12 protein-coding genes are annotated in these 14,552 nt (G+C 70.3%); 10 read left to right on the plus strand and 2 right to left on the minus strand.

Features of this window, described 5'->3' with window-relative positions:
* Positions 1-148 precede the first annotated feature (148 nt).
* The 6 genes from mtrA (at position 149) to secA (ending at position 8,990) form a co-directional block, all read left to right on the plus strand.
* Positions 149-829 carry an MtrAB system response regulator MtrA gene (mtrA, locus tag K3888_RS10710; protein ID WP_269075066.1) on the plus strand — a complete coding sequence of 227 codons (681 nt, stop codon included), beginning with the start codon at positions 149-151 and terminating at the stop codon, positions 827-829.
* On the plus strand, positions 826-2,553 hold the full coding sequence (gene mtrB, locus K3888_RS10715) for an MtrAB system histidine kinase MtrB (protein ID WP_230930257.1): 1,728 nt from the start codon (positions 826-828) through the stop codon (positions 2,551-2,553). Before mtrA ends, mtrB begins: the two co-directional genes overlap by 4 nt.
* Positions 2,550-4,289: an LpqB family beta-propeller domain-containing protein gene (locus K3888_RS10720; RefSeq protein WP_230930258.1), complete on the plus strand. Its 1,740-nt coding sequence runs from the start codon at positions 2,550-2,552 to the stop codon at positions 4,287-4,289. Before mtrB ends, K3888_RS10720 begins: the two co-directional genes overlap by 4 nt.
* Before the next feature lie 7 nt (positions 4,290-4,296).
* Complete coding sequence (locus K3888_RS10725) at positions 4,297-5,121, plus strand: ComF family protein (protein ID WP_230930259.1); 825 nt, start codon at positions 4,297-4,299, stop codon at positions 5,119-5,121.
* 226 nt (positions 5,122-5,347) lie between these two features.
* Positions 5,348-6,034, plus strand: a complete 687-nt coding sequence (gene hpf, locus K3888_RS10730; protein ID WP_230930260.1) for a ribosome hibernation-promoting factor, HPF/YfiA family — start codon at positions 5,348-5,350, stop codon at positions 6,032-6,034.
* 178 nt (positions 6,035-6,212) lie between these two features.
* Positions 6,213-8,990 (plus strand): preprotein translocase subunit SecA, encoded by a 2,778-nt coding sequence (secA, locus tag K3888_RS10735; RefSeq protein WP_230930261.1) that lies wholly within the window; start codon positions 6,213-6,215, stop codon positions 8,988-8,990.
* Positions 8,991-9,009: 19 nt separating this feature from the next.
* On the opposite strand, the gene K3888_RS10740 is transcribed toward secA, so the two are convergent.
* Complete coding sequence (locus tag K3888_RS10740) at positions 9,010-9,618, minus strand: Rv3235 family protein (RefSeq protein WP_230930262.1); 609 nt, start codon at positions 9,616-9,618, stop codon at positions 9,010-9,012.
* 131 nt (positions 9,619-9,749) lie between these two features.
* Here K3888_RS10740 and K3888_RS10745 point away from each other — a divergent pair, with 131 nt between their 5' ends.
* The 4 genes from K3888_RS10745 (at position 9,750) to K3888_RS10760 (ending at position 13,476) form a co-directional block, all read left to right on the plus strand.
* Positions 9,750-10,160, plus strand: a complete 411-nt coding sequence (locus K3888_RS10745; protein WP_230930263.1) for an HAD family hydrolase — start codon at positions 9,750-9,752, stop codon at positions 10,158-10,160.
* Between the two features lie 3 nt (positions 10,161-10,163).
* A complete protein-coding gene (locus K3888_RS10750) occupies positions 10,164-11,561 on the plus strand; it encodes a wax ester/triacylglycerol synthase family O-acyltransferase (protein WP_230930264.1) in 1,398 nt (465 codons plus the stop codon).
* Between the two features lie 108 nt (positions 11,562-11,669).
* Positions 11,670-12,191 (plus strand): DUF6912 family protein, encoded by a 522-nt coding sequence (locus tag K3888_RS10755; RefSeq protein WP_230930361.1) that lies wholly within the window; start codon positions 11,670-11,672, stop codon positions 12,189-12,191.
* 166 nt (positions 12,192-12,357) lie between these two features.
* Positions 12,358-13,476: a ferredoxin reductase gene (locus K3888_RS10760; protein ID WP_230930265.1), complete on the plus strand. Its 1,119-nt coding sequence runs from the start codon at positions 12,358-12,360 to the stop codon at positions 13,474-13,476.
* A gap of 14 nt (positions 13,477-13,490) precedes the next feature.
* On the opposite strand, the gene rsgA is transcribed toward K3888_RS10760, so the two are convergent.
* Complete coding sequence (gene rsgA, locus K3888_RS10765; RefSeq protein WP_230930266.1) at positions 13,491-14,549, minus strand: ribosome small subunit-dependent GTPase A; 1,059 nt, start codon at positions 14,547-14,549, stop codon at positions 13,491-13,493.
* Positions 14,550-14,552 lie beyond the last annotated feature (3 nt).

A 14,552-nucleotide genomic window follows, 5' to 3' on the forward strand; every position in this document is an offset into this window, starting at 1 on the left:
TGGGCTCGTCTCGGAGGTCGAGCCGTGCCCACGTGGTGTCGGTCCGGGCGGGTAAGGTCTGTATGAGCAGGAACACGACCCGTGGAGCGTTCCGACGGTCGCGTGCGCCTGCCGCCCCGACACGATACGCCGACAACAAGTGGTGACAATGACCCCCAAGATCCTCGTCGTCGACGACGACGCCGCGCTGGCAGAGATGCTCACCATCGTCCTGCGGGGCGAGGGGTTCGAGACCGAGGTCGTCGGCGACGGCGTCCAGGCCAGCGAGACGTTCCGCGCTGCACAGCCTGACCTGGTGCTGCTGGACCTCATGTTGCCGGGCAAGAGCGGGATCGACGTGTGCCGGGAGATCCGCGCGGAGTCCCGCGTCCCGATCGTCATGCTCACCGCCAAGACCGACACGGTCGACGTGGTGCTGGGCCTGGAGTCCGGCGCCGACGACTACATAATGAAGCCGTTCAAGCCCAAAGAGCTGGTGGCCCGCATCCGGGCCCGGTTGCGGCGGGGCGAGGACGAGCCGAGCGAGGTGCTGCACATCGGCGACGTGACGATCGACGTGCCCGCGCACACCGTCACCCGCGAGGGGACACCGATCCCGCTCACGCCGCTCGAGTTCGACCTGCTCGTGGAGTTGGCGCGTAAGCCCCGACAGGTGTTCACGCGCGAGGTCCTCCTCGAGCACGTGTGGGGCTACCGCCACTCGGCCGACACCCGCCTGGTCAACGTCCACGTCCAGCGTCTGCGCGCGAAGATCGAGAAGGATCCGGAGAACCCCGAGGTGGTCCTCACGGTTCGTGGAGTCGGCTACAAGGCGGGCGCGGTCTCGTGACCGCCGCTCGCCCGGGCGACGCGGCGGCGTCCCCCGGGGGCGAGCGCGACACCCGCGACCTGACGGACGCGTCGCCGACCCTCCGCGAGAGGCTGGCGGACCTGGACCCGGGGGCGCTGGGGCTACGGATCGCTCGGCTCTGGCGGCGCTCACTGCAGTTGCGCGTCGTCACCTCGACCCTGGCGTTGTCGATGGGCGTGATCCTGACGATCGCGTTCATGCTCCAGAGCCAGATGACCGCGCAGTTGCTGTCAACCAAACTCGACGCGGCCGTCGAACAGGCGGGCCGTCTGCGGCTCACGGTGGAGGCGCAGATCGCGGCCACCGACGAGGGCACCAGCGAACAGTCCAGGCTCGACCAGGCCCGCAGCGCACTCGGCGAGCGCGGGCTGGCCTCCGGCGGGGACTCGGTCCACGCGGGCACCTTCGACCCGATACTCGTGATCCCCGACCAGACCGGCCGGGGGCAGGTCGTCAGCCCTGCCGGGGCGCAGGTCCCGCCGGAACTGCAGTCCCTCGTCCAGCGGGGCCGGATCGCCTCCCAGTACGTCACCATGGATTTCCGTGGCGAGCAGGTGAAGGCGCTGATCATCGGCACGCCCACCGACTCGTCGATCCCGGGGCTCGAGCTGTATCTGGTCTATCCGTTGATCGCCGAGGAACAGACGCTCGGGATCATGCGTGGCATCGTCGCCACCGCGGGGCTCGCCATCATCGTGCTGTCCGCGGCGATCGCCTGGATGGTCGCCCGACAGGTCGTCCTGCCGGTGCGGCAGGCCGCCTCGATCGCCCAACGTTTCGCCAACGGGCACCTCAAGGAACGAATGGTGATCCGCGGCGAGGACGACGTGGCGCGACTGGCGATGGCGTTCAACGACATGGCACAGAGCCTGTCCGACCAGATCACTCAACTCGAGGAGTTCGGTGACCTGCAGAAGCGGTTCACCTCCGATGTCTCCCACGAGCTGCGCACCCCGCTGACCACCGTCCGCATGGCCGCCAGCATCATCTCCGACTCGGCGGAGCACCTCGACGCGCCCACCAAACGAGCGGTCGAGTTGCTCGAGTCGGAGCTGGATCGCTTCGAGAGCCTGCTCACCGATCTGCTCGAGGTCTCCCGCCACGACGCCGGTATGGCCGAGCTGTCGGTGGCCGAGATGGACGTGCGTAACGCCGTTCAGGATTCAGTCGAGACCGTCGCCCACATCGCCGAGTCCGCGGGGGTCGAGGTCGAGGTCGACATGCCGGACGATCCCGTCATCGCCGAGGTCGACTCGCGACGTGTCGAGCGGATCCTGCGTAACCTCATCGCCAACGCCCTGGACCACTCCGAATCGAAACCGGTCAAGGTGACGATGCGGATGTCCGACGCCGCGCTGGCGGTCTCCGTCCGCGACCGGGGCGTGGGACTCAAGCCGGGGGAGGAGGCCCTGGTCTTCAACCGTTTCTGGCGGGCCGACCCCTCGCGGGTACGCCGCTCCGGCGGGACCGGTCTGGGCCTGGCCATCGCGCTCGAGGACGCCAAGCTCCACGGTGGCCGACTGGACTGCTGGGGCAGCCCGGGCGAGGGCTCCTGCTTCCGACTCACCATCCCCAGGCAGCACGGCGGAACCCTGACGTCCAGCCCGCTGCCGCTGACCCCGGAGGACGAGGCGCGGCAGATCCGGTCCGATTCGCCCACCCCGCTCGACCGTGTCCCCGGGACCGCGGACGGTGAGGGATGACCAGGGCCCGGCTGCTGTCCCTCCTGGTGGCGCTCGTGAGTGCGACCGGGTTGGTGGCGACGGGCTGTGCGACGCTGCCGTCGTCGTCGTCTCCCCAGGTCATCGACACCTTCGCCCCCTCCTCGCCCGACCTGTCGGTTCCCACGCCGGTCCCGGACCAGGAGCCCGACCTGCTGGTCCGCGACTTCATCAAGGCGGCGGCAATCGCCGACCAGCGGCACGCCGCCGCCCGCCAGTTCCTCACGCCGGAGGCAGCGGAGCAGTGGGACGACTCCGCCGAGACGACCATCGTGCTGCGCGCCGATCTCAGCGCCGAAGGCGGCCGCTCCGCCGACCGCGCGGAGTACACCCTGCGAGGTGAGAAGGTCGGCACACTCGACCCGGGCGGGATCTTCCGCGACGACACGGGGCAGGTCGAGGTGACCATCGGACTGACCCGCGCCGATGGGCAGTGGCGCATCGACGAGCTCCCGCCCGGCGTGGTGATCGAACGCACCGAGTTCTTCTCCACCTATGCGCAGCGTGAGCTGTTCTTCCTCTCCGGCTCCGCCGATTCCCTCGTCCCCGACCCGCGCTGGACCGCCGCCGACCGCACCGATCTGGGGTACTCGCTCGTCAATCTGTTGGCAACCGGGCCCCGGCCGGCGTTGGACGGGGCGGTGCTCTCGCGGGTCCCGGACTCGGTGTCCGTCCGTCCGACCGAGTCCGCCGACGACGGGGACCAGCCCGGAACGACCATCGATTTCACCGGACTGCCCGTGTTGAGCAGCCAGGCCACCACCCAGTTCGCGGCCCAGGTGGTCTGGACCCTCGCCAGATCGGACGTTCCGGGGCCCTATCGGCTCGAACGCGACGGCGCCCCGCTCGACGAGCGCTACGCCGAAGGCTGGACGACGGAGGACGTCCGCGACTTCGATCCCTACCCACCCGTCGAGCCCATGCGCCACGCCCTCACCGCCGCCGACGGCCTGGTGCGACTCGACGCAGGCGGCGCCCGCCCGGCCGACGGGCCCTGGTCCGCGGTCCGCGGGGGGCGGAGCGCCGCCATGTCGTATGACGGTCGCACCGTGGCCGTGGTGGCCGGCGACGCGCAGACCGGACCGCGCCGCCTCATGGTGGGCGCACTCGACGCGGAGCCCGTCGAGGCGATCAGCGCCCGCACGGTGGCCGGCCCGACCTTCCACCCCGTCGACGGACGGGTCTGGGCGCTGGTCGACGGCAGCCGCCTGGTGCGGATCGGGGTCGGCGGAGACGACCCGTCGATCCAGGAGATGGACGCGCGACCAATCCTGGAGCTCGGGTCCGGGGTGTCGGACCTGCGGATCGACCGATCCGGTGCCCGCATGGCCGTGGTGGCCGACGGCAAGGTGTTCATCGGCGCATTGTCGGACGAGACCGGGCAGCCGCTCGCCGGCTCGTTCCGCCAGATCGGTCGGACCCTGGGCGAGACCGTGACGTCGGTGGCCTGGCGTGACCGGTCGACCGTCGTGGTGGGACGCGATACCGCGGAGGCGCCGGTCGTGACGATCTCGGTCGACGGGGCGATCACCGAGCCGCTCTCACAGCGCAACATCTCCGGCCCGGTCACCGACGTGGCCGCCGCCGGCCGCGAAGTGTATGCGGTGGACCAGCGCTCGCTCCTGCGCCTGGACACCGCCGCCGAGACAAGTGATCGCTACTGGCGCGAGATCAACGGGCTCGCCGCGATCCGCGCCGAGCCGGTGGTCGCGGGCTGATCCGGTCGTGCCCGAACCCGGCCCTCCAGGGGAGCCCGCGCGCCCCGGACGGTCCCACTCCGACACCGTCCGCCGCGGTGAGGGCGGCGGGAAGGGCCGTCGTGGCTTCACCTGGGGCGCCGCCCTGGCGGACCTCGTCGTACCCCTGGAATGCGGCGGTTGCGGAAGGCCGGGGGAGCGGTGGTGCGCCGGCTGCGCGGAGACCCTCGCGGGGCCGCTGCTGCGGATCCGTACCCGCGCCGATCTGACGGCACCGGCCTGGGCGCTGGCACGGCACACAGGGGCGGCCGCCCATGCGGTCTCCGCATACAAGGACCGGGGACGGGCGGACCTGGCGCGGACGTTCGGTGCGGCGCTGGCGGTCGGCATCGATCGCCTTCGTGCAGCCGGGGAGATCGCAGAGGCCGGGGAACGGCCGGTGGTGCTGGTTCCCGCACCGGCGTCCGCGCGGGCCCGCCGCCGGCGCGGGTTCGACCACATGCGGGTGGTGGCGGACGCGGTGGCCGCCGACCTCGTCGGTTCGGTCCCGCCGGACACGGCGGCGGTGGCGCCCCTCCTCGAGGTGCGGGGGCGGGTGCGCGACGCCTCCGGGCTCGGGGCGCAGGCGCGCACGGACAACCTCGCCGGCCGGATCAGGCGACGTCCCGCCGACACGGCGCTCCGGGTCTCGCCCGGGGCGCCGGAGACCGTCGCCGCACTGCTGTGCACTCCGGCGACGATCCTCGTCGTGGACGACGTGGTGACGACCGGGGCGACCGTGGCGGCGTGCGTGGCGGCGCTGGGTTCCGGGGGGCTGAAGGTGGCCGGGGTGCTCGCGCTGACGGCCGCCTGACACCTCGGGTGGGCGACTTCTGCGGGACCCGCGGCCGACCTCCAGATGACCGGGTAGGGTGGGTTTCGGACGCGGTTCACCAGCACGTTCACTGTTATTGGTGGTTGGTGGGCCACGTCCGAGAGTGTCCACTCAGCCATGTGGGTTGACCCTTCGGCCGGTTTTCCGGGCGGTGTCCGGGAGCGGCCGGAGTGGTCCGCCGCAGGCCCGATGAGGAGGAGCTTCGATGGCGAAGACCCCCGCAGTCCTGCTTGACCCCGCCACCTTCGACGGTCCCGTGACCGACGATCCCGGCACTCCGGACGCCCCGGTGACGATCAGGGGCCGGAATGTCGAGGTACCCGAACACTTCGGGGCCCGGATCAACGCGAAGCTCGCGAAGATCGAGAAGATCTCGCCGACGAACATCCAGCGCTTCGACGTGATCCTGTTGCACGAGAACAACCCGCGGTTGTCCAAGGTGAGTCAGCGCATCGAGATCACCGTCAAGGGCAAGAGCGGCGTCGCCCGTGCGGAGGCGGCCGAGGATACCTTCTACGGCGCTCTCGAGTCGGCGGTCGCCAAGCTCGAGCGCCAGATGCGTAAGGCGCGGACCCGGCGCAAGATCAGCCATCAGGGGCACCGCCGTCCGCAGTCGGTGGCCGAGGCGACCGCCGAGCTCGCCTCCGACGCGGCGCCGGCCGAGGTGCTCGACGAATACGCGGACGCGATCGAGCACGACGAGCAGCTACCCGGCCAGATCGTGCGCCGCAAGGAGCACGACAGCTCGCCGATGACCGTCGACGAGGCGTTGGAGAGGATGGAACTCGTGGGTCACGACTTCTACCTGTTCCGTGACTCCGAGTCCGGCCGCGCCACTGTCGTCTACCGGCGCCATGCGTTCGACTACGGTCTGATCACCCTGACCGAGTAAGCGGGGCCGGCAACCCGCTGTCCGCACCGCACGAGGGCGGTCCGATCCGAAGGGACCGGACCGCCCTCGGCGTGTACGGACGGCCCGGAACACCTAGGATGTGCGAGGGACCGGTGTGGTAACACGCCGGTTCGTGAGAACCCCGACCACATCCCCGACCACGAGGACGTTCGAGACTGTGTCCATCCTTTCCAAGCTGCTCCGGGCCGGCGAGGGGCGAAAGCTCAAGAAGTACACCGCTCTCGCCGACTACGTGGACTCGCTCTCCGCTGACGTGGAGAAGCTGAGCGACGACGAACTCCGTGCGAAGACCGACGAGTTCAAGAGCCGGGTGGCCGAGGGTGAGACGCTCGACGCGCTGCTGCCCGAGGCCTTCGCCGTCGCCCGTGAGGCGGCTTTCAGGGTGCTGGGCCAGCGGCCCTACAAGGTGCAGATCATCGGCGGCATCGTGCTGCACACCGGCGCCGTCGCCGAGATGAAGACCGGTGAGGGCAAGACGCTCACCTGTGTGCTGCCCGCCTACCTCAACGCGCTGTCCGACGACGGCGTGCACGTAGTGACGGTCAACGACTACCTGGCCAAGCGTGACGCGGAGTGGATGGGGCGGGTCCACCGGTTCCTGGGCCTGTCCGTCGGCGCGATCCTCAGCGGCATGACCCCGGCCCAGCGTCGCGAGTCCTACAACGCGGACATCACCTACGGCACGAACAACGAGTTCGGCTTCGACTATCTGCGCGACAACATGGCGCACGACACCGCCGAGCTCGTCCAGCGCGGTCACAACTTCGCGATCGTCGACGAGGTCGACTCGATCCTCATCGACGAGGCGCGGACACCGCTCATCATCTCCGGCCCCGCCGACGGTTCGAGCAAGTGGTACGGCGAGTTCGCCCGCATCGCGCCGCTGCTCGAAGAGGGCACGCACTACGAGGTCGACCGCAAGAAGCGCACCATCGGTGTGACGGAGCCCGGCGTAGAGTTCGTCGAGGACCAGCTGGGTATCGACAACCTCTACGAGGCCGCCAACTCGCCGCTGGTGAGCTACCTGAACAACTCGATCAAGGCCAAGGAGCTGTTCACCAAGGACAAGGACTACATCGTCCGCGACGGCGACGTGATCATCGTCGACGAGTTCACCGGTCGCGTCCTGGACGGTCGCCGCTACAACGAGGGCATGCACCAGGCCATCGAGGCCAAGGAGCGTGTCGAGATCAAGGCCGAGAACCAGACGCTGGCCACGATCACCCTCCAGAACTACTTCCGGCTCTACGAGAAGCTGTCCGGCATGACCGGCACCGCCGAGACCGAGGCGGCCGAGCTGTACTCGATCTACAAGCTCGAGGTCATGCCGATCCCGACCAACCGCCCGATGGCCCGCCAGGACCAGGGTGACCTCATCTACAAGACCGAGGAGGCGAAGTTCGGCGCCGTCGTCGAGGACATCGCGGAGCGGGTGGAGAAGAAGCAGCCGGTGCTCGTGGGTACCGCTTCGGTCGAGCGCAGTGAGCACCTGTCCCGACTGCTCACGCGCAAGGGGGTCAAGCACCACGTCCTCAACGCGAAGTTCCACGCCTCGGAGGCGCAGATCGTCGCGCAGGCCGGTCGCCCCGGTGCCGTCACCGTCGCCACCAACATGGCCGGCCGCGGTACCGACATCGTGCTCGGCGGCAACGCCGACATCATCGCGGACCTCAACCTCCGCGAGCGCGGCCTCAACCCGGTGGACACCCCGGAAGAGTATGAGGCCGCCTGGGATGAGGAGATCGAGCGCATGCGCGCGCTCACCAAGAAGGAAGCCGACAATGTCCGCGAGGCCGGTGGCCTCTACGTACTGGGCACCGAGCGGCACGACTCCCGACGGATCGACAACCAGCTGCGTGGCCGCTCCGGACGTCAGGGCGATCCGGGCGAGTCCCGCTTCTACCTGTCGCTCGGTGACGAACTCATGCGGCGCTTCAACGGCGCGGCCGTCGAGGCCATCATGAACCGGCTGAACCTGCCGGACGATGTCCCGATCGAGGCCCGGATGGTCTCGAATGCGGTGAAGAACGCCCAGACCCAGGTCGAGTCGCAGAACTTCGAGATCCGCAAGGACGTCCTGAAGTACGACGAGGTCATGAACCAGCAGCGCACCGTGATCTACAAGGAGCGCAAGCGGATCCTCGAGGGCGAGGACATCACCGACCAGGTCGAGTCGATGATCTACCAGGTGGTCAGCGCGTACGTCGACGGCGCGACCGCCGAGGGTTACGTCGAGGACTGGGACCTGGAGAAGCTCTGGGATGCACTCGGGCAGCTGTACCCGGTGTCCATCAGTGCGGAGGAGGTCCTCGACGGGGACGAGTACGGCGCCGCCGGTGACCTCAGCTCCAAGAACCTCCGGGACGCCGTACTGGACGACGTGTTCGCCCGCTACGACGAGCGCGAGGCCGAGATCGAGGGCATCGGTGGCGAGGGCGCGATGCGCCAGCTCGAACGTTCGATCATGCTGCAGGTCCTCGACCGCAAGTGGCGCGAGCACCTGTACGAGATGGACTACCTCAAGGAGGGCATCGGTCTGCGGGCGATGGCCCAGCGTGACCCGCTCGTCGAGTACCAGCGCGAGGGCTACGACATGTTCTCCGGGATGATGGACGGGGTGCGCGAGGAGACGGTGGCGTTCCTGTTCAACGTCAAGGTCGAGGCCAACCAGCAGCGCAACACCGTGGCGGCGCCGTCCGCCACGCAGGCTGCCGCCCTGGCCGGCGCCAACCCGATCCTGCAGGCGGCAGGGACCGGCCGTGACGTCTCCGACGAGCAGATGCAGTTCTCGGGGCCGTCCGAGTCCGGCGACGCGGAGCTGGTCGACGAGTCCGGTGCGGGCAACCGCGCCGACCGTCGCGCCCAGGACAAGAAGGAGCGCGCCGAGCGGCGCGAGCGTGCCGCCCGGTCGGCGGGCAAGGGGCGCAAGGACTGACCCCTGGTCGCGCTCCGGGTCAGACCATCCGGAGCGCGACGCACGAGGCCCCTGTGGGGGTCACCCGGATGCGGGCCGCGACTGCGAACAGTCGCGGCCCGCGCGCGTATGTGGCGCAGACCTCGTAGTCGGTGGACCGTGGGTCCGCTTCGCCTCCGGCACCGCCACCGGCGTCGGCTGTGTGGCCCGCCCCGGTGCCCCCGTCCCCGGCCGGGGCGGGATCCGCCCCGGCCGGATGGATGTGGAGGCGATGGATGCGGGCGGGGCCCAGCCGCCTGCCGGGGACGCCCGTGCGCGCCAGAGTCCGCAACATCTCCACCAGATGCTCCGGGAAGGCCCCGCGCATGTTGTTCGGCGAGCGTTTGCGGTCCACCACCTCGAGCGCCATGACCACCAGCGCGTGCGCCGATCGCCGGGCCGGGACGGGAACCCCGCGCTCCGGGGCCGGTCGCGGGCGCCTCGGCCGACCCTCGACCGGACGACCGGAACGGGCTCCCGGCGACGGTTCCGTGGAGGGAAGAGGACGGACCCCGTCGTCGTCATAATCCTCGTCGACCCCGGGGCGGACAAGGCGCTCCCGGGCGTCGATCCGCCCCGCTCCGGGCCGGGTCACCTGCGTCGCGGACATGTCAGCTCTGCTCCCTCCACCGCCGGACCGGGGACGGTCCGGCGTCGTCTAACCCCTATGACGGGCCGGGAGCGGCGCGTGGTTCCACCTCGCTTACTGCGTCATGGCCCCGCGTTGCCTAGGCTGTTCTCATGCGAGGACTGATTGTCGACTACTTCGGGGTGCTGGACGGCACGGAGGAGGACCGCGAGAACTGGCGGTCCATCCTGACAGGTGCCAGGGAGAATGATGTCCGGCTCGCTGTTCTCAGCAACGAGCCCGAAGGGCCGGGGGCGGAGCGGGTCCGCGAGGACGCCCGCGCGTACGGGATCGAGCACGTGGTGCTCAGCGGTGTGACCGGTGTCGAGAAGCCCGAGTCCGAGGCGTTCCTGGAGGCGGCACGCCGGCTCGAGTTGGAGCCGCGTGAGTGCGTGATGGTCGACGATGCGATCGAGAACGTCCTCGGCGCCGTGCAAACCGGAATGATCGGTGTGTTCTACCAGGTGTTCGACCGGGCGGCCGTGGAGATCCGCGGGCTGCTGGGATTGGATGAGGTGGTCTGACCCGTGGCGACCAGGCTGGCGACGGCGGACGCGGATCTGCTGCTCGGGGATGCCGCGCGTTCTCGAAGCCGTCACTCGTGCTCCCTGGCGCTGGTCTCGAGGGACCGGCCGTGGGACATCGATCGGGTGATGGAGTTCGTCGACGCCCGCCTGGCTGATGCGCCGCGGTTCCGGCAGCGGATCCGACAGGTGCCGTTCGGGCTCGCCAGAGCCGTCTGGGTGGACGATCCGGAGTTCGACCTGAGTTTTCATGTGCGGCGTTCCGCACTGCCGGCCCCGGGTGGGATGCGGCAGCTCGCCGACCTGGTGGCCCGACTCGTCGACCGGCCGCTGGAACCCGACCGCCCGCTGTGGGAGCTCTATCTCATCGAGGGCGTGGAGGACGGCAAGCTTGCCATCCTCACCAAGACCCACCACGTGCTCCTCGGTGGCCCCAACGCCGTGGACCTGGCCCAGGTGCTGACCGCCGAGTTCCAGGCCTCAGCGGACGCGCACGAGGTCGCCACGTGGACGCCCATGCCGTCCCCCGGGGACGGGGTGCTCGTGCTCGACGCCCTCATGACCATCGTCTCCGACCCGCTGGAGCTGGTCCGCCGCTCCGCGCGGCTCGTCCACGCGATCGAGCGGACGACCCGGGGCCTGGCGGGAGCGGCGAGCTTTGCGGTGCTGCGGTCGGGGGGCGGGCTGTCGGAGATGTTCCGCACCGAACGCGCCCGGGGCAGCCGCGTGGGCCTGGCGTCGTTCCCGCTGTCCACGGCCCGGGAGATCGCCCGGGCCCACGGATGCAAGGTCAACGACGTGGTGCTGGCCGTGCTGTGCGGGGCACTGCGTTCGTGGATCCTGTCGTGCGGGCATCCGCTGATCACCTCCGACGTCCTGCGGGTGATAGTCCCGATGGCGGTGACGTCCGAGAGCGACCCGGGTGAGGACCACCGGGACGTGACCTCCGCGGAGATCGCCTCGGCGCTCATCTCGATGCCGGTGGGGGAGCCCAATCCGCGTATGCGGCTGGCGCAGATCGCACGCGAGACGGCGACCCAGCGCAATCCCCGCGAGGCCGTCGGAGCCAAATCGCTGGCCCGGCTGTCCGGCTTCGCGCCGCCGACCCTGCACGCGCTGGGCTCGCGCGCGGCGATCATGCTGCCGTCGGACAGCTACGACCTCGTGGTGACTAACGCGCCCGGGCCCCAACACACGATGTTCTGGGGCGACGGGGAGCTCGTCGAGGTCTACCCGATCCCGGCGCTGCTCGAGCACAAGGCGCTGGCGGTGTCGATGAGCAGCTACTCCGGCATCGTGTACTGCGGATTCACCTCCGATCGTCAGGCCGTCCCGGATGTCGAGGAGATCGGTGAGCTCATCTCCGGCGCGCTGGAGGAGCTCGTCGGCATTGCCACCTGATCGGTACCCGCGCGGCGCCGCCGACCCGGACGGCGTCGCCCACTGACCGTCCCGGTCGGACCGATGACGCCGACTGACCGCCACCAGCACTTCGAGGAAGGCCCCACCATGCGCTTGTTCATACCCGCCACGTTGCCGATGCTCGAGACCCTGCTCGCCGACGGGGAGATGCCGGTGCGTAGCGGCACCGCGTTCGCGGCCACGCCGGCGCTCATCGAGTCGTACGCGGAGGGCGATCTCGAGGAGATCGAGCACGTCGCGTTCCTGGAGGCCGCCCGCGCCTCGCTTCGGCTGCTCGGAGGCGAGATCGACTCCGGCGCCGCACACAGCACCCACCCGCACCGACGGGTGGTGGTGAGCGTGGACCTGCCCGACGAACGGATCACGCTGCGCCCGGACCTGGACACCGCGGTGGTGCGGATCAGCGGCGGGACCGTGGAGTCGTCGGACATCGCGGCGGTGCACGTGGATCTCGCCGGGGCGGTGGACCTGGTCAGGGACGCGATCGACGCCGTGGATCGTGCCGATCTCGGGGACGAGGATGCGGAGCTCACCGTGGGAGACGCGCTCGATGTGGATCTGGCCTGGTACGACGCGGCGGAGTTGCCGTTCCTGTTGACGCTCCTCTGAGCACGGTGCAACGGTTGTACAGGGCCGATGACGAGGGCCAGCCGACTGTCGCGAACAGCACTGTGGTCTCCCGTCCGGGTCTAACCTACGCTACCGTAGGTTGGTGTTCGTCAACGCCGACCCGACCCTCGGGCGAGCGGGCGGCCGGACGTCGAGGGAGGCACCAGTGTCGGAGTCGAAGAGTGGACTAGGCCGGATCCTGCGGGCAGCCGCCGCGAGGGTCCCCGAACCGCGCACCGCGCACCGGTTCCTCAACCGGCTCACCCACCCGCTGCGCGTGGACGACTATTCGTCGCTCGTCTACCCGCTGTGGTCCTCGCGCGAGCTGCGCGGCGAGGTGGTCGCAGTGCGACGTGAGGCCGACGACGCGGTGACGCTCGTGATCAAGCCGGGCTGGGGCGCCACCCCCACCTACCGCCCGGGTCAGTACCTGGGGATCGGCGTGCTCGTCGACGGCCGGTGGACCTGGCGTTCGTACTCGCTGACCTCCGCGCCGACCAGCGGGCGGGGCGAGTACTCGGTGACCGTCAAGGCGATGCCCGAGGGCCTGCTGAGCAACCACATCGTCGGCACGGTCGAGCCGGGCACGATCGTGCGCCTGCAGGCCCCGGCGGGCGACTTCCACCTGCCCTCGCCCACGCCGGACAAGCTCATGTTCGTCAGCGCCGGCTCGGGCGTCACCCCGGTGATGGGCATGCTCCGGTCGATGGACCGCCGCTCCGGTCAGGAGCGGTTCCCGGACGTGGTGCACGTGCACTCGGTCCGTACCCGCGAGGACGCCCTGTTCTACGACGAGCTGCTCGCCCTCGAACGCACCCAGCCCGGTTACACCCTGCACCTGCGGGTGACGGCGGAGGAGGGGCGCATCAACGCCGCGCAGATGTCGGAGCTGGTCCCGGACTGGTCGGAGCGGCCGACCTGGGCCTGTGGCCCGTCGGCGATGCTGGACGAGCTGGACGAGCACTTCGGTGCGTCCGGCCGCGAGGACCTGTACGTCGAGCGGTTCACCGTCAACCGCGACGCCGGCGCCTCGGGCGGCACGGTCACCTACGGCTCGACCGGCAAGACCGTCGAGTTGGACGGCGCCACCACGATCCTCGAGGGCGGCGAGAGCGTGGGCGTGCAGATGCCGTTCGGTTGCCGGATGGGCATCTGCCAGACGTGCGTGGTCCCGCTGGAGGACGGCCATGTCCGCGACCTGCGCAACGGCACCGATCACGGCCCCGGAGAGCGCATCCAGACCTGCGTGTCGGTCGCGCTGGGGGACGTGGAACTCAACCTCTGACGGCGGTCGCCGGCTCAGGCCGGATCATTTCTGTCCTGCCCCAGCTCCCACGGGTCGTTGGACTGCAGCGCGCCGAGCAGCTCGCGGACGGCCAGCGCGCGCCGGTGCGTGGCCGGGTCCTCGATCGCGTCGAACGCGCACTCGGGATCGGCGGGCGGCCCCTGGTGGGTGCAGCCGCGTGGGCAGTCCTCGGCGATCTCGTGCAGGTCCGAGAAGGCGGCAACCACGTCGTCCGGGGAGACGTGCGCGAGTCCGAAGCTGCGGATCCCGGGGGTGTCCACCACCCAGCCGCCCGCGCCCAACTCGAGCGCCACCGACTGGGTGGATGTGTGCCGACCCTTGCCGACCCCGGAGACCACGCCGGTGGCCCGGCCGGCGTCGGGGACCAGGCGGTTGACCAGGGTCGACTTGCCGACGCCCGAATGGCCGATCAGTGCCGAGATCCGGCCGTCGATGGTCTCGTGGAGCTCGGCGAGGTCGTCGTCGACCCCCACCATCAACACCGGGACGTCGAGCGCGGTGAACTCCGCGGCGAACACCGACGGATCGTCGAGGTCGCCCTTCGTCAGGCACAGCACCGGCGTCAACCCGCCGGTGTAGGCGGCGACCAGCGCGCGGGCGACGAAGCCGGCGCGCGGCGGCGGATCGGCCACGGCCACCACGATGAGCAGACGCTCGGCGTTGGCCACCACCACCCGCTCGTACGGGTCGGAGTCGTCGGCGGTGCGGCGTAGCACCGTGGAACGTTCCTCCACCCGCACGATCCGTGCCAGGGTGTCGCGCGCGCCGGTCAGGTCCCCGACCACGCCCACGTGATCACCCACGACGATCGGTGTGCGCCCGAGCTCGCGGGCGCGCATCGTCACCACGCGCGTGCCGGCGGCGTGGGTGGGCCCGTCGTCGAGCAGCACGCACCCCCACCGTCCGCGGTCGACGCTGACGACCATCGCGGCGGCCGCGTCGTCGTGGCTCGGGCGCAGCTTGGTGCGCGGCCGTGAGCCCTTTCCGGGCCGGATCCGGACGTCGGACTCGTCCCATCCGCGTGCGCCGCTGGTGCCCCGTCGGCCCGCCATGGC

The organism is Dietzia aurantiaca, from assembly GCF_021033825.1.
In the GTDB taxonomy this organism is placed as follows: domain Bacteria; phylum Actinomycetota; class Actinomycetes; order Mycobacteriales; family Mycobacteriaceae; genus Dietzia; species Dietzia aurantiaca.

Excerpts from the sequence above, each read along its gene's own strand:
- K3888_RS10740 (WP_230930262.1), bottom strand. The coding sequence starts at position 9,618 with ATGTCCGCGACGCAGGTGACCCGGCCCGGAGCGGGGCGGATCGACGCC.
- hpf (WP_230930260.1), top strand. The coding sequence starts at position 5,348 with ATGGCGAAGACCCCCGCAGTCCTGCTTGACCCCGCCACCTTCGACGGT.
- K3888_RS10720 (WP_230930258.1), top strand. The coding sequence starts at position 2,550 with ATGACCAGGGCCCGGCTGCTGTCCCTCCTGGTGGCGCTCGTGAGTGCG.
- mtrA (WP_269075066.1), top strand. The coding sequence starts at position 149 with ATGACCCCCAAGATCCTCGTCGTCGACGACGACGCCGCGCTGGCAGAG.
- rsgA (WP_230930266.1), bottom strand. The coding sequence starts at position 14,549 with ATGGCGGGCCGACGGGGCACCAGCGGCGCACGCGGATGGGACGAGTCC.
- K3888_RS10755 (WP_230930361.1), top strand. The coding sequence starts at position 11,670 with ATGCGCTTGTTCATACCCGCCACGTTGCCGATGCTCGAGACCCTGCTC.
- K3888_RS10745 (WP_230930263.1), top strand. The coding sequence starts at position 9,750 with ATGCGAGGACTGATTGTCGACTACTTCGGGGTGCTGGACGGCACGGAG.